Origin of the sequence: Paenibacillus sp. FSL H7-0326 (assembly GCF_001955535.1) — a bacterium.
Taxonomy (GTDB): domain Bacteria; phylum Bacillota; class Bacilli; order Paenibacillales; family Paenibacillaceae; genus Paenibacillus; species Paenibacillus shunpengii.
On record NZ_MPVN01000005.1, the window covers coordinates 181,540 to 202,825 of the forward strand.

23 protein-coding genes are annotated in these 21,286 nt (G+C 48.7%); 2 read left to right on the plus strand and 21 right to left on the minus strand.

Going from position 1 to position 21,286, the window contains the following annotated elements; all coding sequences use genetic code 11:
* Window positions 1–227: 227 nt before the first annotated feature.
* The 6 genes from BK126_RS22330 to BK126_RS22355 are packed head-to-tail and all read right to left on the minus strand — an operon-like array spanning window position 228 to window position 5,361.
* Window positions 228–1,046: a sugar phosphate isomerase/epimerase family protein gene (locus tag BK126_RS22330; RefSeq protein ID WP_076314753.1), complete on the minus strand. Its 819-nt coding sequence runs from the start codon at window positions 1,044–1,046 to the stop codon at window positions 228–230.
* Window positions 1,043–1,942 (minus strand): sugar phosphate isomerase/epimerase family protein, encoded by a 900-nt coding sequence (locus BK126_RS22335; protein WP_076314754.1) that lies wholly within the window; start codon window positions 1,940–1,942, stop codon window positions 1,043–1,045. Before BK126_RS22335 ends, BK126_RS22330 begins: the two co-directional genes overlap by 4 nt.
* 5 nt (window positions 1,943–1,947) lie before the next feature.
* Window positions 1,948–2,754, minus strand: coding sequence for an alpha/beta fold hydrolase (locus BK126_RS22340; protein ID WP_076314755.1), 807 nt, complete (start codon window positions 2,752–2,754; stop codon window positions 1,948–1,950).
* A complete protein-coding gene (locus BK126_RS22345) occupies window positions 2,754–3,617 on the minus strand; it encodes a sugar phosphate isomerase/epimerase family protein (RefSeq protein ID WP_083656090.1) in 864 nt (287 codons plus the stop codon). The genes BK126_RS22340 and BK126_RS22345 overlap by 1 nt, the downstream gene beginning before the upstream one ends.
* On the minus strand, window positions 3,614–4,615 hold the full coding sequence (locus BK126_RS22350) for a zinc-dependent alcohol dehydrogenase (protein WP_083656092.1): 1,002 nt from the start codon (window positions 4,613–4,615) through the stop codon (window positions 3,614–3,616). Before BK126_RS22350 ends, BK126_RS22345 begins: the two co-directional genes overlap by 4 nt.
* Window positions 4,612–5,361 carry a ThuA domain-containing protein gene (locus BK126_RS22355; protein ID WP_256703016.1) on the minus strand — a complete coding sequence of 250 codons (750 nt, stop codon included), beginning with the start codon at window positions 5,359–5,361 and terminating at the stop codon, window positions 4,612–4,614. Before BK126_RS22355 ends, BK126_RS22350 begins: the two co-directional genes overlap by 4 nt.
* Window positions 5,362–5,505: 144 nt before the next feature.
* Between BK126_RS22355 and BK126_RS22360 the strand changes: the two genes are divergently transcribed.
* Window positions 5,506–6,345, plus strand: coding sequence for a helix-turn-helix transcriptional regulator (locus tag BK126_RS22360; RefSeq protein ID WP_076314758.1), 840 nt, complete (start codon window positions 5,506–5,508; stop codon window positions 6,343–6,345).
* Between the two features lie 136 nt (window positions 6,346–6,481).
* Here BK126_RS22360 and BK126_RS30295 read toward each other — a convergent pair whose 3' ends face one another.
* From BK126_RS30295 to BK126_RS22420, 12 genes are all read right to left on the minus strand, one after another.
* Window positions 6,482–6,676: a DUF1450 domain-containing protein gene (locus BK126_RS30295; protein WP_076314759.1), complete on the minus strand. Its 195-nt coding sequence runs from the start codon at window positions 6,674–6,676 to the stop codon at window positions 6,482–6,484.
* A 14-nt stretch (window positions 6,677–6,690) separates the two neighbouring features.
* Window positions 6,691–7,551, minus strand: coding sequence for a helix-turn-helix domain-containing protein (locus BK126_RS22370; protein ID WP_076314760.1), 861 nt, complete (start codon window positions 7,549–7,551; stop codon window positions 6,691–6,693).
* A gap of 192 nt (window positions 7,552–7,743) precedes the next feature.
* Window positions 7,744–8,469 carry a phytanoyl-CoA dioxygenase family protein gene (locus tag BK126_RS22375; RefSeq protein ID WP_076314761.1) on the minus strand — a complete coding sequence of 242 codons (726 nt, stop codon included), beginning with the start codon at window positions 8,467–8,469 and terminating at the stop codon, window positions 7,744–7,746.
* 563 nt (window positions 8,470–9,032) lie between these two features.
* Window positions 9,033–9,884 (minus strand): AraC family transcriptional regulator, encoded by an 852-nt coding sequence (locus BK126_RS22380; protein ID WP_076314946.1) that lies wholly within the window; start codon window positions 9,882–9,884, stop codon window positions 9,033–9,035.
* A 98-nt stretch (window positions 9,885–9,982) separates the two neighbouring features.
* Window positions 9,983–11,380, minus strand: a complete 1,398-nt coding sequence (locus BK126_RS22385) for an ADP-ribosylglycohydrolase family protein (protein ID WP_076314762.1) — start codon at window positions 11,378–11,380, stop codon at window positions 9,983–9,985.
* Window positions 11,381–12,186: 806 nt separating this feature from the next.
* Complete coding sequence (locus tag BK126_RS22390) at window positions 12,187–12,669, minus strand: small multi-drug export protein (protein ID WP_083656098.1); 483 nt, start codon at window positions 12,667–12,669, stop codon at window positions 12,187–12,189.
* A 63-nt stretch (window positions 12,670–12,732) separates the two neighbouring features.
* Window positions 12,733–14,040, minus strand: a complete 1,308-nt coding sequence (locus BK126_RS22395; RefSeq protein ID WP_076314763.1) for an ABC transporter permease — start codon at window positions 14,038–14,040, stop codon at window positions 12,733–12,735.
* On the minus strand, window positions 14,033–14,935 hold the full coding sequence (locus BK126_RS22400; RefSeq protein ID WP_076314764.1) for an ABC transporter ATP-binding protein: 903 nt from the start codon (window positions 14,933–14,935) through the stop codon (window positions 14,033–14,035). Before BK126_RS22400 ends, BK126_RS22395 begins: the two co-directional genes overlap by 8 nt.
* Window positions 14,932–15,855: an ATP-binding cassette domain-containing protein gene (locus BK126_RS22405; protein WP_076314765.1), complete on the minus strand. Its 924-nt coding sequence runs from the start codon at window positions 15,853–15,855 to the stop codon at window positions 14,932–14,934. Before BK126_RS22405 ends, BK126_RS22400 begins: the two co-directional genes overlap by 4 nt.
* Window positions 15,852–16,259, minus strand: a complete 408-nt coding sequence (locus BK126_RS22410) for a GntR family transcriptional regulator (RefSeq protein ID WP_076314766.1) — start codon at window positions 16,257–16,259, stop codon at window positions 15,852–15,854. Before BK126_RS22410 ends, BK126_RS22405 begins: the two co-directional genes overlap by 4 nt.
* 73 nt (window positions 16,260–16,332) lie before the next feature.
* On the minus strand, window positions 16,333–17,052 hold the full coding sequence (locus tag BK126_RS22415) for an ABC-2 transporter permease (protein ID WP_076314767.1): 720 nt from the start codon (window positions 17,050–17,052) through the stop codon (window positions 16,333–16,335).
* A gap of 157 nt (window positions 17,053–17,209) precedes the next feature.
* Window positions 17,210–18,097: a LysR family transcriptional regulator gene (locus BK126_RS22420; RefSeq protein ID WP_076314768.1), complete on the minus strand. Its 888-nt coding sequence runs from the start codon at window positions 18,095–18,097 to the stop codon at window positions 17,210–17,212.
* Between the two features lie 117 nt (window positions 18,098–18,214).
* Here BK126_RS22420 and BK126_RS22425 point away from each other — a divergent pair, with 117 nt between their 5' ends.
* Complete coding sequence (locus tag BK126_RS22425; protein WP_076314769.1) at window positions 18,215–19,258, plus strand: aspartate-semialdehyde dehydrogenase; 1,044 nt, start codon at window positions 18,215–18,217, stop codon at window positions 19,256–19,258.
* A gap of 146 nt (window positions 19,259–19,404) precedes the next feature.
* Here the strand turns inward: BK126_RS22425 and BK126_RS22430 are convergent, their stop codons facing one another.
* The 3 genes from BK126_RS22430 to BK126_RS22440 all read right to left on the minus strand — a co-directional run bounded on the left by BK126_RS22430 (window position 19,405) and on the right by BK126_RS22440 (window position 21,284).
* Window positions 19,405–19,869 carry a DUF420 domain-containing protein gene (locus BK126_RS22430; RefSeq protein WP_076314770.1) on the minus strand — a complete coding sequence of 155 codons (465 nt, stop codon included), beginning with the start codon at window positions 19,867–19,869 and terminating at the stop codon, window positions 19,405–19,407.
* 78 nt (window positions 19,870–19,947) lie between these two features.
* Window positions 19,948–20,856, minus strand: coding sequence for a cytochrome c oxidase assembly factor CtaG (ctaG, locus tag BK126_RS22435; RefSeq protein WP_076314771.1), 909 nt, complete (start codon window positions 20,854–20,856; stop codon window positions 19,948–19,950).
* A 101-nt stretch (window positions 20,857–20,957) separates the two neighbouring features.
* Window positions 20,958–21,284, minus strand: a complete 327-nt coding sequence (locus BK126_RS22440; RefSeq protein ID WP_047911494.1) for a cytochrome C oxidase subunit IV family protein — start codon at window positions 21,282–21,284, stop codon at window positions 20,958–20,960.
* Window positions 21,285–21,286 lie beyond the last annotated feature (2 nt).

Below are 21,286 nucleotides of genomic sequence, written 5' to 3' on the forward strand. Positions count from 1 at the left end.
GCACCACAAGGCAACCAACGTATCCGGACCACAATTTGTCCAGGTTATTGTTGATTTGGTATTAAAGGAGAGTATCCAAAAGTATAATAGTGACCTAAAAAAAGAAGCAGTTCTTCAACTGCTTCCTCGTAGATTAAAGCCCAATTCCTCATTATAAAATTCTATTTAGAATCGATAGGCTGCAAAGCTTTCAGGGTTCAATAGTCCCCATCTCTCAACCTTTTATCTCATCCTTTTGCAAATTCGGTAAAGCATAGCTCCAGGTACTCTGCGTTCTGTCGTGTGGCCGCTTCAGGCTCCGCCTTCGCGTAAGCCGACTCCTCCTCTACCATAATCCATCCTTCGTAGCCGGTATCACGAAGAAGCGAAACTGCCTCCGAATGAGGCAGCGTTCCCTGGCCCATGGTTCTCCACTCCCGCGTGTTCTCGTCATAATCCTTGAAATGTACATGGACAATACGGTTCCGGTGTCTACGGATCACCTCAAGGACATCCATACCTCCTCTGGCTATATGACCCGAATCCGGGCAATAGCCCACATACCGCTCATCGAGTCCGCGGAATAACACTTCATAGTCAGAAGCGGTACGGAATACAGACCCTGCCGGGGAATTCGGATGATATGCGCAGCAGATTCCAGCCTCTGCTGCCCGCTCCCCGATCGCATTCACACAAGCTATGGCCGATTGCTGTCTGGCATCCAGCTCTCTGCGATCTGTACCGGGCAGCTGGACGGTAATCAGCTTGGCACCGGGAAAATGCTGCAGGTAACGAATTAAGCGGTCGGCCTGTTCTCGCTCCGCTGCACTCTCCTTCCCAGCCAGCCACGGCTCCGCCAGCGTTAATGCGGCAAGCTCAAGCCCTCTGGACTCAATTGCCTCTGACAGCAGGGCGGGGTCCTCATAATACGCCCCCAGCATGCAGATCTCCGCCTCGACCCCCTTAAAGCCGGTTCCGGCAATGACGTCGAGGATGTCGGAAAACCGATGTTTATAGACTTGATAAGTCATTTGCCAAGTATAGGTTTGACAGCCAAATCTCATCATTGCGTGGCAGCCTCCTTTACTAGCTGCTTAATGAAGGGAACGGCTTCTCTTCCCCACACTTCCGCCTCCGCATTGAAGCAGAAATCAACACACCACCACGAAAGTGCGTTGAAGGTGGCTGAATGGGATGCAAGGAGTGCTTGAAAGTCGATGTAACCGGCACCGAATTCGGCGTGTGTGCTAGTCTCCTCGCCGTGCAGTGTGCCGTCAGAGTCAATCAGATGAAAGTGCCCGATATGGCCATCAAGCAAAGATACATACTCAAGGACTCCCCCGGTCAGCAGTTCCCTCTCCCCATCCTGTTTAGCACCTATCACACCGCTCATATAGGCATGGCTCGTGTCAAACAAGATCTGGAAGGAAGGATGCTGTACCTCTCGAACCGTTCTCAGCACCTCACTCGGCTTGTTCAGCCAAAAGCCCGGCTCGAACTCCCAGACCAGCCGAAGGCCGGCCTCAGCAGCGATCTCAGAGGAAGCATGCCACGTATCGATTAAACGTGCAAAGCGTTCCTGATACTCCCGACCGTTTAGCGGACCAGCCGGGGTCACTGTATCCACACGAAGCAAGTCAGCACCAAGATCCTTCGTAAATTCAACATGTCGCTTCAGCAGTTCCAGATAGGACTCCTTCGTTACGATAGCCGGGGGCACCATGCGAAAATCGGGGGCATAGGCGGATACTCCTAACCCATAAGACTGGATGAGCTGCAACAGCTCGGCCCTCATTTGCCGCGTTGGGTAAAGCTCCGGTACCGGGTGAGGAAGGAAGCCGTTCACCTCAATGCCGTCATAACCCGCCTCCTTAGCATATTTCAATACTCGCTCGAAGGGCCAAGGATTTTGCTCAAACGGTCCGAAGGCGAACGCCCAGGAGCCGATAGATAGTTGGGTCATACTTCTCAAGCCTCCCTCTGTTTCATTAGAAATGCTGTCGTAAGCCGATTGAACTCCTCCAACTGATCCCAATGGTGGGTATGCCCGCTGCCTCGGAAGACCGCCAACTCAGCATGAGGGATTTCCTGCTGGATCAATTGTGTTAGGGAAAGCGGTGTGAAAATATCCCGGTCCCCTACCGTTAGCAAGACAGGCACTTGAATTTCCCTTAGCCTTCCCATCGTATCGTGTGCGAGGCAAGCATCGCACTGGGCCTGGAAGGCGTGCACTGGCATCTGTCCTTTAGCGGCTGCAGCCGCTTGCTGCCTCAGGAGGAGATCATCCAAATGGTCCTCATGATATTGAGGAGTGAAGATAAACAGCTGCAGCAGGCGTTGGAATTCCTCTATAGGCAGAACGTCATACGCGGAGCGAAACGTTTCGAATATTCGTCTCGTGTAAGTATCACAAGCCATCCACGAGCAGTGCAAGGATAAGGAAAAGACCCGCTCAGGGCTCTCTAGAGCGACATGCTGCGCAATGGCACTGCCCATTGAGATACCGGCAATATGCGCTTTGGCAATACCAAGCTGATCCATAACCGCCAGCGTGTCCTGGGCCATTTGTTCGGTAGTGTAGGGTCCTGCTGGCTTATCTGAGCCTCCTGCCCCCCGGTTATCAATCCGTATGCACCGATAATGCTTCTCGTATTCTGCTGCATGCAGCTCCCACAAGGATCCGTCGGCCCCCAAACCCATCAGAAGAATGAGCGGGATACCCTTTCCTCGTTGCGTATAATGAATACGAATTCCATTTCGTTCGACATTCGGCATTAATCTGTTCCCCCTGCCTTAAGATGGCGACGAATATAGTCAATTCCGAGCCTGGCTGCATCATCGGTATGCTCGGAATATGCTCGCCAAATATGAAGCCGAGGGATCAGCCCCGGCACTGTTTGACTGAAGGCTTCGATGGTCAGCCATCCGTCATAGTCAATCTCCTGCAGCAGCCGGAACAGTGCTGGTGGAACCGCATGTCCTGAGCCAGGCACGCCTCGGTGATTCTCGGAGATGTGCACGTGATAAATCAACTCGGCGGCTTCCCGCCACGATGTCTCTACATCGGATTCCTCAATATTGCCGTGGTGGGTATCCGCCAGCAGGCCTACGTTGGGAAGTCCAACCTCACGGCAAAACCTCATTCCTTCCCGCAGTGTATTCACCATATACATTTCAAACCGATTCAGCGGCTCCAATGCAAGCCGAATGCCCAAATCCTGAGCATATTCCCCTGCCTCGCGAATCGTCTCTACGGCATAGTTCCACTCCTCTGGCTCGGGCCCACGTCCCGTGAAGCGACCTAATCCTTGAAATAGCGGTCCACAGAGCAGCTCCGCTCCGAGCTCCTTCGTGTTGCGGATAGCTAGCTTTAACGTGTCTGCCGCCGCTCTTCTCAGCATCGGATTCTTGCTTGCCGGGTCGGCGACGTTCGCATCCAAGGAGGCAATCGTCGTGCACTGAAGTCCCACTTCTCTCAGCATAGAAGCGATGCCCGAAGCTTCCGCGGCAGGGATGGCATCAGCGACCAGCTCGACCCCATCGAAGCCCCAATTCTTCAACTTCCATAGCAGCCCTTGGTGCTCCTCCGTTCTAAAGTTTTCTGTCCATAGAAGCGTGTTCATCCCAATTCTCATCATCGATCACCCCATGGATGTAGTAAGATCTTCCCGCTGCGCCCCGATGCCGATACCTCGAAGGCCTCTTGAATACGGCTCATCGGGAACGTATGCGTTATGAGCTGCTTCGCTTGGGGGGAGCTTTGAATCAGCTTGATGAGCTGAGGGTACTCGCGTAGATTATAGTGCCAGGAGCCGATCAGTCGAATACCCTTGCGCAGCAGATCCTGGCTTATCCGAATGGGAGTCTCTGCGTGGCATTCCCCGACAAAGGCAATACTCCCCTTTCGCCGGACTGCATCGATCAGCAGACGGTGAGCGGCAACGGCTCCGGAGCAATCCAACCCGAAGTCCGGACCTTGTCCATCGGTCAATGACCTGATCTGATTCACCGCATCTTCCTGACTCAGGTCGATAATTTCATCGGCACCGAGCCGCTTGGCAAGCTCGATGCGGTATTCGTTCGACTCTACCGCGATGACTCTCGCTCCGCGGTATTTGGCCGTTACGATGGCACCAAGCCCTACTGGTCCTAGTCCTGTAATGAGCACGGTGGAGAAGGCATCCACTCCCATCGTAGAAAAGGCCCCGTGTGACGGCCCTAGCGCGCAGCAGGCAAGCGATGCCTCGTCATAGCTAAGCTGATCCGGGATGGGAAGCAGCAGCCAGGAGGGCTTCGCAATATATTGGGCCATGGTAGGTGCGGAATAGGGAAGGCTGTGCTCGCAGTGGATGAAATCGCCCGTGATGCATAGCTGGCAACGTCCGCAAGGATACTGCGGCATGACGACAACCCTGCTGCCGACGGCAATGTTACTGCCCGAAGCTGTCTCAACGACCTCTCCTGCGGCTTCATGCCCCAGGCAGCTGCTTACATGCCCCTGAAGGAAGCTCTTGTATTCAGCGCACATTGGTGCCGTATGAATCTTCACCAAAGCCCAGCCCTCCGGTAGCGCCGGCTTTTCCCTATCCGTTATTACGGCAAGCTTCTCTCCTATGATTTCGGCCGCCTTCATCATCGACCCTCATCCTCCTTCAGCAGCCAGTGAATGGCATTGTTGATTAATCTTCGAAATTCCGGCATGGTGAACTCCTCCGGATGACCTAGGGTGGTCATGAATACATTGCCTCCCCAAGCATTCCTCCGGGTCCAAGCTACAGGTTGAATTCGAGGGGCATTAATCGTCTGCTCCTTGAGCTCCGGATCCACTGTATGACCGTTCAAGAGCAGCTGTGCTCCTTCAGGCGGATAGGGCAGTACGTGATACAGCCAAGACCGAACGTGAAAGCTTGACGGAAGCCCTTCCACTATGGGATGATGTTCAGCTCCCCGGCAGATCGAGACGTCAGTGCTCGATGAATGCCCATAGTGGCGAATCCAAGGCGCCCCAAGTACCTCGATCCCGAAGCGAGAATTCCATTCCTCCAGCGGATGTCCCTCCGGATAACGGAAACTATGCGTGCTGGTTCGAAAGCCTAAAATAGGCTTGCCAGATTGGACATAAGCGAGCAACGGACGAAACTGCTCCTCTGGCAGCTCGCGAAACCGTAGGTAGAGCACGATCAAATCCGCTGAAGCCAGTTTCTCCATTCCCGGTAGATTGGCTGTTTCCTTCGGTTCAGGAGAGGCAGTCAGTACTGTCACCCTCGCCCCATGCCCGTCGGAAATCTCCTTTGCTACCTGCGGTAAGGTTATTTCAGACAGATACTCATCCTCTCCGGCAATAAATACAATGTGCTTGCCAGTTAGCGAATCTTTCATCATGTTCAATATCCCGACCATCCTTTACACAAATCAATATCTTCATAATTTGATTATAGCTTTCTCTTACTAACTTCACATGGACTAACCGTTTGACAATTTATCTTTTTCTTTTATGATAATTGTAAATGGCATAGGGGGATGAGTATGTCAAACAGCATCCAAGTTACTCTCATGGGAATCAACACGCCACACGAGCCTGATTTCATCTTAGATCGACCTGCCGGCTTCCATGCTTACGTGCTTTTGTGTTTTATGACTCCTTTCGTTGCCCGGACGGCGCAAGGAATGGAACAGGGCCGAATCGGCGATTGCCTTCTCCATGATCCAAGCTTCGGCGAGTATCACCGCTCGGCACCTGGAATGACGGATGGCTTTCGTAACATATGGTTTCACTTATCCGGAGAACAGGTTCCCCTGCTCGCGGAGCAATATGACGTTCCGTTCAATGAAATTATTTCTACAGGCGACCCCGGCTGGCTGCTGCCGACCGCACGTGCGCTGGAGCATGAGCTGTTTCACCGCAAGCCCTACACGGTGGAGCGAATTACCTTGCTGGTCGAGGACCTTTTCCTTCAATTAGGCAGACAGAAGAAGTTAACTCAGGAATTGGAATCATATACGCCCCTGGAGAAGGAGCTGCGATATAAGTTTACTGAGATTCGGGCACAGGTTCACTCCGAATATCAGGAGCCGTGGAACGTGGAGAGGATGGCTAAGCTTGTGAATCTCAGTCCAGAGCGTTTTTGGGTGCTATATCAGAAATTTTTTAAAGCAAGCCCCAAGGATGACTTGATTACCAAACGGCTGGAGGAGGCTAAGGTGCTGCTCATCAGCAGCAGCCGCAGTATCGAGCAGGTTGCCTTGGATTGTGGCTTTAACAGCGTGTTTTATTTCTCCCGAATATTCAAAAAGCGCAACGGCTATTCACCTAGCGTTTTTCGTAAAAACCTCGGCAATTACGAAAAAGCAGGCCCTCTGGAATAGAGAGCCTGCTTTGATGTAATTGCCGGTAGGATTTAATTAGTTCCTTCTTAATGCTGTGATGCCCAGTTGTTCCATGCTTCCTTCGGTATGCGAGCTCAAACTTTCGCTGCTTATTGTTTGCAGAGCATAGTGGTTATCAAGCCTCACCTTTCTCCAGAGCGATTACCTGTCCGTCAAGTAGAGCGAAAGGTTGCTCTCTGCATTCGCGACATCGGCCCATACATCCGTTGACCCGGACGTCATATTGCTTATCTTTCAATTTCAAGAGATTATCGTACAGCTCGTGCCTCATCGTATTTCCAGCACAAAATTCCAGCCTCCGGCTTTCCATATTAGCTCCCCCTCCTAGAAGAGATAGTTTCTTGCATGTCTTTGCGTTTGTTCCCTATATTCACCAGGGGTCATCCCCTCTGCCTGTTTAAAGATTCGAATGAAGTAGGCGGAGCTGCCGAGGCCACATTCACCGGCTATCACTTCCAACGTATCGGAGGTGCTCTCCAGCTTCTCCTTTGCCAGACGAAGTCGCAGCGATTTGAGCATGTCCATCGGCGTAACTCCGTAAGTATCCCGAAACACCCGATCGAAATACACCGGATGCAGATGAACCAACTCTGCCAGTCTTTCCCTGCTAATCCTGATCGATAAATGTTCCTTCATATAATGTATTACTTTTGCGAACCGATCTTGGCTTGACATTGCTTCCTCTTCCCGTATAGGCCTGCCTTGCCGCTCCCATTCGAGAAGAATCAGATGAAACAAGCCGGACGTTTCCGCAAAAACGGCTTGATCCCGGAAAGGGTCCATCTTATCCTTCCACTTCGACAACATACGGTAAAACTTTAATACGTATTCCTCACTACGACTAAATTCCAGCGTAAGCGGAACCGGATACAAATGGAACAATTCCAAGTTCTGTGCCAATGTTGCCTGAAAGGCGAACCAGAGATGGGTTCCTGGCGTATCGGTCCACTCCGAGAACGTAATATTAGGCGGATGGAGCATCAGTGAACCGGGCAGCAGCTCCTTTCGTACACCCTTGGTCTCCGTGATGACCCTTCCTCTCTGGACAAAGCTGCAGGTCCAATAAGGAAAACAATAATCCCGGAGCTGTAAGGAAGTATAAGGAGCTTCCGCCGCAACAAGCACGGACAGCTGTAATTGGTAATGTATGCTTTTGCCTGTAACCGGCTGTAACGATTGATTCACTTTGCTCGATCTCCTCTTCTATTTCGAATAGAGATGCATCTTCTCGTATGACATCCATATAGAATTCGATGTCACTTTTGCCTAACCTCCTAAAATGTGCAATTTACCACCCCAATTGGAGCGCTTACTGTCATACGGACAGAAACGCAACACTATGCTTCTCACAACTCGGGAGAAGGCATTCATAGCCCGTTAGACCGTCAGTACCGGCTTGCCGTTTCGTGCAATGACAGGACCGTTGTCAAACTCTTTGCCAGTCCCTGGATCGAATGCGCCATCAACGGAGTATTGCATAATATAACCTTTACGGATCGTCTCGCTGCAATTTGGCGTGCTCCGATGGAAGAGCAAGGAATGGAAAGCCACCATACTGCCTTTGCGTAGAGGCACAGGAATGCCCGGATCCTCACCGAAATAACATTGCTTACCGACATCTGTATCTCGATGCTCCACCAGTCCTAGCTTATGCGTTCCGGGATGAATCCAAATACATCCGTTCTCTATCGTGGCATCTTCCAGAGCGAGCCAACAAGTTACGTAATGCTCCGGCTCAATCGGTCCATAGCCGTTGTCCTGATGCCACGGAAAGTCACGGTTTGCCTCCTGCTTCTTATAAGCGGACTGATCCCAATACAGCTTGACATTAGGACCTAACAGAGCGGTTAGGATAGAAACCATCTTCTCGTTCCCGACGAAACTGTTCATGTAGGGATCCTGTGCTGTTAAATGCATGTTAAAGCTGATCTTATTCTCTACACTGATACCTGACCGTCCAACCTGCTCCATTTTCCTTTCAAACTCTTCGTTTAAGCGGTCAACAATGCTCCGGACTTTGGCAATCTCTCCATCCGAAAACAAATCCTCAAAGATAATATAACCTTGCTCCTCATAATGCTGTAACTGTTCATCCGTAATCATAGTTAAGTCTCCCTTCGTTTTCTACTAAAGCCTTGCTCTCCCTCATTATGTTTCGATGGAGAATATCTCTCAATGGCTGGCATCAACCTGGAATTGTACCATTTCAACTTTATAGCCTCAGCTAGAAGTGCCCTCCGGAGCAAGTAAACACTCCTGCGCAGATGTTTTTGCACAACAGGGGCGGCTCCCCTTCAGATCGCTTTTGACACTCCAAAAGTAATATAGGAAACTAAAAAAGAAGCAGTTCTTCAACTGCTTCCTTCGTAGATTAAACTCCTTATAAAATTCTATTTAGAAACGATAGGCTACCAAGCTGTCAGGGTCTAGTATTTTCAGTTCTCAGGCGGCTGGTAGTGGAACGACTTCTGGGCAGACCACCCATTACGATAAGGTAGTATCTTCATGAGTTACTTGTCCAGAATTTGAACACCGAGACAGTCGAAAACAGCTCAAGATGGAGAAGGCCGCTTATTTGCTCAAGCAGACGGATGATCGTATCTATCAGATTTGCAAACAAACAGGCGCAGAAGCATGCTTCTGCGCCTGTTTGTCTGTTCTAACCTTCAGAACTTAGTTAGCATTATGCGTCGATAATCTTCGGGAGACATATCCACGAAATGTTTAAAATTGCGATAAAAGGTGGCCATACTTTGAAATCCGCAATCATAGCATATCTCGGTAACCGGCATAACGGTCGTTGCTAATAATCGTTTGGCATGTTGTATTCGAAGCGTGGACATATAGCTTTTGAACTTTCTCCCCGTTGCCTCCGAGATTAATCGGGATAAATGAGACTGGCTTATATGAAATATTGAAGCCAATTGAGACAAGTTGATTTCTTTCTGGTAATGCTGATCCATATACTCCAGTACCGGTCTGATATGCTCGTAATTTCTCATGCCATCCAGCCATGTCGTATTGCTGATCTCTTCTTTGGACATGCGAAGAAGCTCCACGCATATCGACATCAGCAAGCTTTTGACCGCCGTCCGATAACCTGGAGCACGCTGCTTTTTCTCGACATAAATCTGTTTAATCATCGACCGCAGACGTTCCATAACGTCGGTGTTGCCGTGCAGCCGGTTTTGAAAATGAAACGGGTAATAACGAAAGGGTACCATGAGCTCAGGCTCTTCTTTGGCAAGCAGCCCCGCATCAAAGTTAAAGAATAGGAACTCACAAGGAAAGCCTTCATCCGATTGCGCTATATGATTTTCCAGTATGTTCACAATGAAAATATCGCCCGGGACTACGGGGTAGACCGTATCGCCAAAATAGAAACGCCCGCTCCCGGACAGACACAAACCCATCTCGAAGCTTTGGTGATGATGCTGAGTCTCCAGCTCAAAGCTTGGCGTCCATTTGAAAATATTAATCGGAAGTTCATTATCTTCGTATGTAATGTGCAGAATCATAAGCAATACCATCCTTAGACCATATTCCACTCTCCTTCCATTGTAATCGAAAAGCGCCTGAACGAGGAAGGATACATCCTCATTCAGACGCCGTAGCGTTAATTTTTTGCTCTCTGCTGCTCCTTCAATTTCAAATAGACTTCGTGACTTCTTCGAGCACACTCCGATATGGCAATCGGGTGAAAGCCGATAACAGCCGAATATAGGGTGTCATGGAGAGGTTCTACCCAGTGGCTTGGCAATGACTTGGCCCCAAGCGAGGCTCCCATAATTGAACCTACCGTCGCTCCATTGCAATCCGTATCCCACCCGCCTAATACCGATGTCGTTATCGCCTTATTGAAATCACCCTTTGCAAATACCAGAGAGGCAGCTACCAGCGCGGCATTATTATTGGTATGCACAGGATCATAATGATTAAAGGCATCCCAGATCTTCTCAACTAAGGCGAGCTGGTCTTCTGTACTTTGCGCAATTTCTACAGCTTGCCGAATATCATGGGCCAGACGGCAGTTTGCAGGGATTTCGCTTAGTCCAATCTCTACGATTTTTAACGGATCTGATTCCAGGAATGCAGCCGCAATCATAGACGCTACGAACATCTCACCATAAATACCGTTACGAACATGTGAGAAGGAGGCGTCCCGCCAAGCGAAATCGGCCGCTAACTCCGGTTGGCCTGCTGCCCCGTAAGCGAAACCGTCTGCACGAATCTGTGCGCCAATAAACTCGCGGTAAGGATTCAAATACGTACGCACCCATTCTTTCTTCTGCTTCCAATCCGCCGGCTTGCCTTGTTCCCCATAATGATACGTGACTTGGGCAAAGTTCAGATAGGACTGCGTTTCGGCCGTACAGACTTGATTATAGGACAAAACTTCATGCCAGAGCTTGCCAATATCCCATGAATCCCAATCAAGTCCTTTTCTTTCCAGCATGATTAAACCAAGCACGGTGTAACGAATATCATCATCTGTCTCCATATAGGAAATACGTTCTCTTGTGCTTGCGGACCCCCACGAAGCAAGCTCGATCCCGTATTCATCCTTTGCCGTGGAGTGCCCGGGAGTATAACCGTTAATCGGATATGCATCTGCTCCCTTGAACCATAAATGCACGTTCTCCCAACCCGCTCTGCCATGCGATCCTGCCATGAAATTGGGCCATTCCAGCGGTTTTCCCAGCGCGCAGCCAATGGCTCTGCCAAGCCATGCGCCATAGAACTTGTCCGACCATTGCTCATGGGTCAGCTCTTTGTCCAGTTGACGGGGACCGTTCGGACGAAGCCGCCGGATTTCCTCCAGTTCATCAGGCTCGTCTTGATTGGGTTGCTGAGGCTCCAAAGTGCATAGTTCCGCATAAATGTCCATTAACTCCGTTTGGTTGTCGCCGGAAGCTTCAATTCGCTCTAAAAATCCATCCACCAAGCATGTCTCATCGCTGCGCTGCTTCACTTCCGCGATCAATAAATCTTTTAGTCCAACCCATCCGGCCATCTTATTACCTCCAATAGTGTATTTCCCTCTACTTCGAGTCTATTGGAGAATGGACCGGAATTCTTCCCAAAATATGCGCCTTATTCTCATTTCTTGTGAAATCATCTATATGAACGTCTCATTGAAATTTCTAAGCTTATAATGGCCAGTAATCATAAAATGAGAGGAATGCGCGAATTCGAAATGTCTTCATCTTATTTAAGCCGCTTCGAGAGGTAATTGCGGAGGTAGGCTACTACCAGGATACGCCGAATTTCATGAGGAAATTCAAAAACCGGGAAGGTATTACGCCGGGACAATATCGGCAATATTGGCGTTAGCAGATGAATTGTGAAATGAGAAAGGAACCGCTGGAGCTCTCCGCTCTGGCAGTTCCTTTTTTTGCATAAGCACAGCCTACAACGCAAACAATTTGAACCACCTTGAATCTCCTTTGAGGTATGATCAGCATGTTTAAATCGGATGAGAAAATTTCTACACATCAAAAAACTGCAGAAATGCATCCTTTCGAGTCTCGTATCACATCACTACGAGAGAAATGCTGCGGTTAGAATAACTCCGCATAACTGTCAGGAGCTTGCTCCGAGCCCCCCCCTCTTTAGTGCCATCACGACAGACTGATTCTCCTGTGTGAATGTGGTTGTGGTGACTTTATTCTACACGAATCAGTCCGTGGGCCATTTTTATATTTTTTTGAAATAGGTGTCGCACTTCATATTACAATCCGTCAAATAATATCTAAATACATAACCCTCGATACATCCATGCTTGCAATGAATCAAGGGTTCTCTTTTATTTCCTTAGAATTACTTTATAACATTTATTCCTAACAGCACCAGTATCCCCATTCCGACAGCCCATACGACTATGGCAATCGTCTGCCAAATCATCACATATCGTTTCGATGCACCCGATGCGATACAGACTAAAGCCGCAATATGGTCTCCAATCAACAAAGGACCTAGTAGCGACACTCCGGGAACACCGTACTTTTGGAATAGATTCTGCCCGCGTTCTAGACGTTTATTGTGTTTTTCTTGTTTACGTTCGGACGATTTTCTTCTCTGCAGCCACTGCCTTACGCGATCACTAGCCAGGATAACAACCATAACCGAGATCCAGTTTCCGACGATTGCCGCTACGATCGTCATCACTGCAGGGAACCCGAGCGCAATCCCTACAGGTACTGCAAAGTATCCTTCGAGAAAGGGGATCATTCCTACGAGCATAACCCCCAGGAATTGTAATATCGGACTCGAATCTTGCAGCTGTTGCAAAAATTGTTCCAACTTGCCATCATCCTTTTCTAGTTTGAAATTAATTAATAAATAAATAAATACCTTTTAATCCTGTTAAATCTTATATGCCTTCATCGCTTTTCTAAGCTCCTTGATGCTTGGGCGTTTGCCATACATCAGCACCCCTGTGCGATAGATCTTAGCCGACAACCAGCCGAACACCAGAATCGACGCAACCAACAGGATGAGCGACACCCAAATTTCCCATACCGCAATTTCACCCATACCGATACGAAGAATCATCACCGTTGGAGAAGTAAACGGAACGAAGCTTGAGATTTGCACGAGCAGGCTGTTCGGCGTACTAAGGCTGAAGATTCCGATATAAAAAGCAACTAAGGACAGCATCGTCATTGGAGTCAGCGCCTGACCCAGCTCTTCGGTACGGCTGACAATGGAACCAATGGCTGCGAACAGAACAGCATACAGGAAGAAGCCCAGGATATAGAATAAGAATCCATAGATCAGTACATCCAAATTCATAGTGGACAAGTCGATATCAATACTGCGAAGCAGCTCGATATTGTGCGGCAGCATCAGGTTTCCGAAGATCACAAGCCCAAAGATTCCGATCTGCGTCAGGCTGAGCAGGAAGATCCCGATGATTTTTCCAAACATTTGAGTCAGCGGCGATACGCTCGTAATGAGAATTTCCATAATCCGCGAGCTCTTCTCTGCCGTAATTTCAGATGCAATCATATTCCCGGTCATAATAATGGAGAAGAAGAACAAAATCATAAGAACATACACAAAAACATAATCAACAGCTGCACTTTCCACATCTGCTCCAGAACCAGCTGCAGCATCCTCTTCCACGCTTACCTCCTGAACATCAACGACAGCCGGAACGCTGATCGCTTCAATCTGCTCAGGACTAAGCGCATCTTGTACGATCGATTTGGTCTTTGCATTTTGCAGTCCGGTTTGAATAGTTGTCATTACTGCCGGGGACGGATTCGCATCCTCTGCATAATAGGTAGCCATTGGTGTTGTACCGTCTCCTGCAGCATGCAGCTCAACATATCCCTCGATTACTTCATCTGCCAGGTCCGTCTTCAGCTCTGGTGCATCCGCTTGCTCATAGGATATGAAGCGGAGAGCCGGAACCTGCTGACTTGCTACAAACTCCTCAAGCGCCTGAGCGGACTCCTGCTGCTCACCTACAACAAGCCCAATCGCCGGGATATCGGCGGGAGCATTACCACCACTCTCTCCGTCATTGCCTGCAAACATATCGATTACATAAGGGATATTCATGCCGATGGTCATCAGTATAGCCAGAACCAATGTCGTTATTTTGAATGCCTTCGTCTTGGCCTTCTGCTTGTAAGTAAAACCAATAATCGTCCCGAGTTTATTCATGTCCGGTTCCTACCTCCTTGATAAAGATTTGGTTAAGCGTAGGTTCTTTGATCTCAAAATGCTCGACCGTCGATTCCTGGAGCGCTTTTTGCAGAATCAATTGAGCCGCATCCAGAGAAGAGATTGTGATCAGATATCCTTTATCCATCGCTTCTACACGAGTGACACCTGCAATCTTCTCAAGTCCATTCAATCTATCGGTTGTTACAAGACGTACATGCTCGCGCGGATACCGTGATTTGACCTCCTGTATATTCCCCTGCACGACCGTATTCGAACGATGGAGAATCGTTATATTCTTACACAGCTCCTCCACATGCTCCATCCGGTGAGTTGAGAACAGAATCGAGGTGCCTTGATCCCGAAGCTCCTTGACCGTCGCTTTGAGCAGCTCAACGTTAACCGGATCGAGTCCACTGAACGCTTCATCGAGGATCAATATTTGCGGATTATGCACGACAGCAGCGATAAAGCCCATCTTCTGCTGATTCCCTTTGGACAGCTCTTCGATCCGTTTATCGTAGTACTCGGGGACTTCGAACCGCTCCAGCCAGTATCGCAGGCTCTGATCCGCGTCCTTCGCATTCATACCGCGCAGCCTGCCCAGATAGTTAATCTGCTCACTGACCTTGACCTTTGGATACATTCCGCGCTCTTCGGGCAGATAACCCATCATATGCTGCAATTCAGGACTGTATTTTTTCCCGTTGTACAAAATCTCTCCGCCGTCCGGGTAGATCAGCCCCAGCACCATGCGCATCGTTGTTGTCTTACCCGCACCATTGGCGCCAAGCAGTCCGTATATTTCTCCTTCGCCTACTTTAAGTGTTACCCCGTTAACCGCCGTCTTGTCTCCATACTGCTTCATTACTTGGCTCAGTTCTAATCGATTCATCGTATCTTCTCCCCCTTTTTCGTCTCCCAGCCTGCCGGACCGTATCCTTCAATCCAATAAGCCAATATCTCATCCAGCTCTAGAATTCGGGCCTTCACTGGCGTTATGCCAGACTCGGATAGAATCTCCATGACGTCTCTCGTATGTGTTGTTACAATTCGCCGGATACTCCCGGTTTCCTCTGACCAATCCACGATCCCCGGCAGATGCGCCGGCTTGATATCGCCCTCGTACCAAATTTCTCTCCAGCTGTCTAGAAGCAGATCTTTCTCCGCCATCCCGAGGGTGTGCCCTCGATGCATGAGGATAATATAGTCAGCAAGCCGCCGGATTTCGTCAAGGATGTGAGTTGCAATGATGACGGTCGTATTCCCTAGATCCATATAACGCTGGAGTTCTGTTATCATCTGCTTCCAAGAGAAGGGATCGAGTCCTGAAGAAGGTTCATCCAGAATGAGCAGCCTAGGCTGTGCGGCCAGCGCTGCTGCGATTTCATACTTCCTGCGCTCCCCCTTCGACATCTTCTTCAGTTTCGACTTGAGAGGAACCTCGAACTTACTCAGCAGCTCTTCAAACAAGCCCTGATTCCAATTGGGATACCAATAGGCCCGAAATTCAGCCGCTTCCATCGCCGTCATATGATCTTCATCCAGAATGGATTTCTCTGTTACCGAACTGATCTTCTCCCGAAGCTCTGGTGGGAGCTCGCCTTCCACTTCACTTCCGTACCAGAGAATCCTTCCCGAATCAGGCATGACAATCTTCTGCAGCATATTCAGCAGCGTGCTCTTGCCTGATCCGTTATGTCCGACAAGGGCATATATATAGCCCTCAGCCAGCTCCATATTAATGGGTCCGATCGTTTTCTCTTTTCGGGATTTATATACCTCTTGCATTGTTATTACGGGAGCTTCTGTCATGACTGCTTCTCCTCCTTACCATCGTAGACCTCACGGAGCACCTCACTAAACCATGCGGTCAGCTCTTCCTTGGTACTGCCAACGGAGATGCCAACCTTGGCTGCCTGAACAAGCGCATCCTTGACTGCCGTCAGCTTGAACTCATTTCGCTCCTTCGTTCCGACTTCAGCTACGAAAGTACCCGTGCCTTGTTTTGTACGAAGAAGCCCTTCATTCTCCAAATCCTGATACACTCTTCGTACCGTAATTACACTGCAGCTAAGACTGCCTGCAAATTCACGAATAGACGGCAATAGCGTTCCCTCCTTAACCTGACCGGATATTATTAGTGAACGCAGCTGACTTTCAATCTGATGGTACAAGGGCTCCGCACTGTTCTCATTAATTTGAATGGGTATATTCACAGGATGCGCACCCCCTCAGCCTGTATAGATTCATTCTCGATTGTTCTCATTTGTTCGTCTCCGTCCTGCTCTCTTAACTCAAATCCCTTATTAACAATTGTCTGCGAGTCAACTTGAAGCTGATCGTAAGACTGGCTGCAGCGATAAGCAGCATCCCCCACATTATCGGCGATAATAAACCATAATCAGCACTTTGCTGAAGTGTAATTTTAATCAAATTCTGGTCGAACATCGCAGCTAGCAATGAGACGAGCAGAGTGAATAGCATCAGAGCCATGGTTTGAACAAAATATCGCTTGCCGCTGCAATTAAATTCCCAGTAGAAGTAGATCGAGTTAATGAACAGCCCATACCCAATCCACATGATTGTGAACGCCAGGACCCCCGATAGTCCAAATTGCTCTCCTCGAAGAGCTGCTACATAGATCAAGCTGAAGAATGCAATCCCGTTAATTACAAAAGTGATCAGCATTTGAATGATACGATTCAAGAGAAGGGCATCCACAGGAACAGGAATCCGTCTCATATAAGCAAGCATTTGTGTATATGAATCTTCCTGTAAATAACGAAAGGACCTTCTTGAGAAGAAAAAGCCTAAGAATGGAACAAATATAAGAAAAAAGTTATCCCCCATTAACGTATAGCCTTTATCCTTCAGTGCTTCATGCATGGAGGCGCCGCACATAATTGCCGCATACGCTGTGAACAACAGAGTCCAGATCCATTGAAGCCAATCTCGCCCCAATTCCTGCCTCGTCATCCACCAAGCTTGCTTCCTTACTTTCGAACTCATGCTGTATATCCCCCTCACCATTCCAGGTGTGATTACTGTATATATCTTTATACACACTATACAAACTAAACTCATACCAAGTCAACCTCTTTTTGTAAAAAAAGAATGTGACCGCCTTCTGCGTCACATTCTTTACATTTTGTGTATGGCCTCATATTCATACCTCTCTCACAGGCACAGCAAACTCCCTCCGCAGCACATCAACAAATGCACTTTGAACAGGTGACTGCCACCTGCTTCCATGATAATAAGCCTGGCTGTATATCTTTGTCGGCATTTGGATCTCCCGATAGATAAGCTGCCCCTTTGCTTCAGCTTCCTTCACAACCATATGCGGCAGTATAGCTATGCCTAATTGAGCCATAACCGATTGTTTGATCACCTCGATGCTCGAGCTCTCCAATGTGCGTTCAGGAGCAGCTCCATTTTGCATGAGCACCCTATGGACCAGCTTGCGGTAGCTGCACTCCGGCTCTGTATATATAAAGGGATATTGCTGCAGCAATTGATAATAACTTTGGTCTGCGTGACCCTCAGGGAGAATCCAGCCAAATTCCTCCTGACGAAGCAATATGGTCACCATTTCATCATATTCCAGCTGCTCTCCAATTCGAAAAACAATGTCTGTCTCGCCTTCTCTCAGCCTTTGCAGCTCATTAACACCAGATGAAGCTTCAATGGTAATATTCACCTTCGGATACTGTTCCCTGAACTTCTTGAGTATCCCAGGCAGTAGATATACAGCAACCGATTCATTCGCTGTAATGCTAAGGCTTCCGGTCACTTCGTGCTTCTCTCTGGATATTTCCTTCGCCTTCTCATAGATGGCAAGCAGCTCAATGGCATATTGATGAAATCGTTCCCCCGGCTCGGTCAGGATCGTCTTCTTGCCAAGACGGTCAAACAGACGCAAGCTCAAATCCTGCTCCAGGAACTGAATATGCATCGTAACGGTGGATTGCGCATAGCTAAGTGCTTCTGCCGCTTTGGAGAAGCCTCCGTGCTTCACTACAGCACAAAATGTTTTGACATGCTTGATATCCATGGCGTTGCTCCTTTATATCATCCTTTGCGAACAACCTTATCGGATCTTCTGATGATCATTATACCATCTGCTGTATTACAATGAATGAATTCAAGATGTGAGGAGGACCATTAATCCATGAAAAAAACAGAGTACCATGTGGCAATCGTCGGCGCTACCGGAGCTGTCGGAACTAAAATTAAGGAACTGCTTGAACAAGATACCCATTTTGCAATCGGTCAATTGAAGCTGCTCTCCTCTCGGAGATCTGCAGGCACACTCATCTCGTTTCGAGATGAACAAATCTCGTGTGAAGAGCTGACAGCGTCCAGCTTTGAAGATGTAGATATCGCCTTTTTCAGCGCAGGCGGTGAGGTGTCAAGGCAATTCGTGCCTATTGCGGTGAGAAGCGGGGCAATCGTTATAGATAATACAAGTGAATTCCGTATGCATAAGGAAGTGCCGTTAGTTGTTCCCGAGGTCAATCCACATGTGCTGAAGACCCACCAAGGCATCGTATCCGTACCGAACTGCTCTGCCCTGCAAATGGTCACTGCTCTTACACCTATACACCACACTTACGGTCTCGAACGCATTATTGTCTCCACCTATCAGGCCGTATCGGGTTCAGGTGTCGGGGCCATAACGGAGCTGCTGTCCCAAGCGCAATCCTCTCTTCAAGGAGAACCCGCTCAAGCTAACCTGCTGCCTGCCAAAAAAGATAAAAAGCATTATCCGATAGCATTCAACGTGCTGCCCCAGGTCGATGTATTTACAGAGAATGACTACAGCTTCGAAGAGCGGAAGATGATGGATGAAACAAAGAAAATCATGGAGCTGCCCTTCTTAAAAATGGCTGCAACCTGTGTCCGCGTTCCTGTCGTCACTGGCCATTCCGAGTCTGTATACATTGAACTGACAGCTCCTGCGTCGGTGAGTGAAATTCGCGAGCTTCTGTCCCAATCACCTGGTGTTGTCGTACAGGATAACCCCTCAGAGCAGCTATACCCCACGCCACTGCAGGCAGCAGGAAGCCCTGATGTATTCGTCGGCCGAATCCGCAAGGACCCGGATATTCCTAATGCATTCCATCTGTGGATCGTTTCTGATAACCTGCTCAAAGGCGCTGCGTGGAATTCACTGCAAATTGCCCACAGCCTGATGGAACAGGACCTTATCTGATTGTAATGCTATTGCCTTTGCTTATAGAAAAAGCCTACCCACCACGTGTTCACGTTGTGGGTAGGCCTTTATATTACTAAATCCACTCAAAAAAGTTTAACCTGATAAATGCGATAAGCTATGAATATTTAACCTTGTGAAGCGTATTAAGTACCTATAATGACTTCCCACACAGGCTTGGTATGACCGCCCGGATACATCACGTAGAGAAGCGTATAGACGACAACCCCCGTAATGGCTGTAAAAAACCATACCATCGAGGTCACTCTCCCCAGCTTGCGATGCTTCGCATATTTCTCCTTGAAGCCCCAGACCAGGGTTGTAATCCCGAAGACGGCAGCCACGGTTGCCAAAATGATATGAAAAATTAAAAACACTTGGTAGAACAGTTTTAAATCATCAGGCCCACCCCAGGAGGTATTACCAACAATAAAGGTACGGGATGAGTAGATGATAAAAAACAGGATCGCTGCCCAAGCTCCGGCAATCATCATCTTCTTATGCGCCTCTCGTTTACCCTTTACGATGAGATACCAGCCAATCCCTACCAGCACTGCGCTGATCACTATAAAGGCCGTGCTTAGCATTGGCAGTAAGAAATCCAAGTCCATGTCTTTTCCCCCTCGAGTCTTCACCTGCTTGTAGTCGTTCCTTGAATGCTTTAGTGAATCAATCTTCCCTATAGACCTTTATGCTTCAGTTCTACCTGGTACTTGTAAGGGAATATTCTCGTCATCCTCCTGACTTTCCTTCCGATACCACTGAAAGAACACGTATGCCAGCATCACACCAAATATCAGCTCCTGAATCATCTTCATCACAATGCCGCCGACCTGCTGATCCTGCTGTGCGGTTGACAGGAAATTGAAGAACGAAGGGCCGCCGATACCCTGCAGCCGAAGCTGTGTCTCAGGTGATACGCAGTATCCCATGGCTGCCACCCAGGCATTGGGATTGCTGTAGGTCTCATAGATGGACTCTGAGGCGAAGATGATCAGACCGCAAGCAGGCGTAAGCAGCACCATGTTGAGAAAGATATAGCCGATCTTGTGTAATCCTGACCCCCTGTCCCGCTCCGGTATCGGATGGACAAGTGATCCCCACATCAGCATGGCAGTAATGAATAAGACGATATAATACAGCCGGTGCACGATGAAATGAAGCATGACATAATCATGAATCACCGGAATGTGATAGAAGGAGAACAGTCCATTAAACAGCAGTGCCGCTACGATCGGATGGCCTAGAAACGAGAACCACCGAACAGGACGATAATCCAGCACTTTGCGCCAGACCCATGCCGGGATCCCTCTCATAATGAGAGGTGGAGCCGCAATATAGGATAAAGCCATGCTGAGCATATGGAAGGTAAACATCGTGTGGCCAAACAAGCTGATCGGCCCGCCCTGTGCCATATACAAAATGAACATCCCGCATAGAAACATCCCTTTTTGCCGTGTCGTTGCCTTCTCACTTCCTCTTGCCTTCTCGGCAATCGGACCAATCACAACAAAATACAGTGCAGTCATCATCATCATAAAAGCCAAAAACAGCGGGCTCCACAGATCATTAAAGCTGAAATATTGTAGACCGAGCATGCTTCTCCTCCTCCTGCCCTGCTCCACGTAGATGAATGGTAATGATTGTCTTTATGAAAATTCGAAAAGGCGGCGAAAGATTCGCCGCCTTCTTGCCTTACTTACCACCACATCCACAATAAGGCGGTAATAATGGCCGTAAAGGCCACGAAGAATCCGAATGCCATAAAGATGAGCGGGATCAGATGCCCTTTGTCCTTCATATGCATCCAATATGCCATCTGAATAATGACCTGAAGCACAGCCATGACCAGCAAAATAATAATCGTAAACGTATTATTCACACCGCCGGCGGCCACTGCAGCAAATGCAATTAGCGTAAGCGCGATCGAGAATATAAAGGCAACAATATGCTTCTCCGGTCCCTCCGGACGATGGCGATGCTTAACACCTTCCGCGCCCGAGCTAGATTGACCATTACCCGCCATGG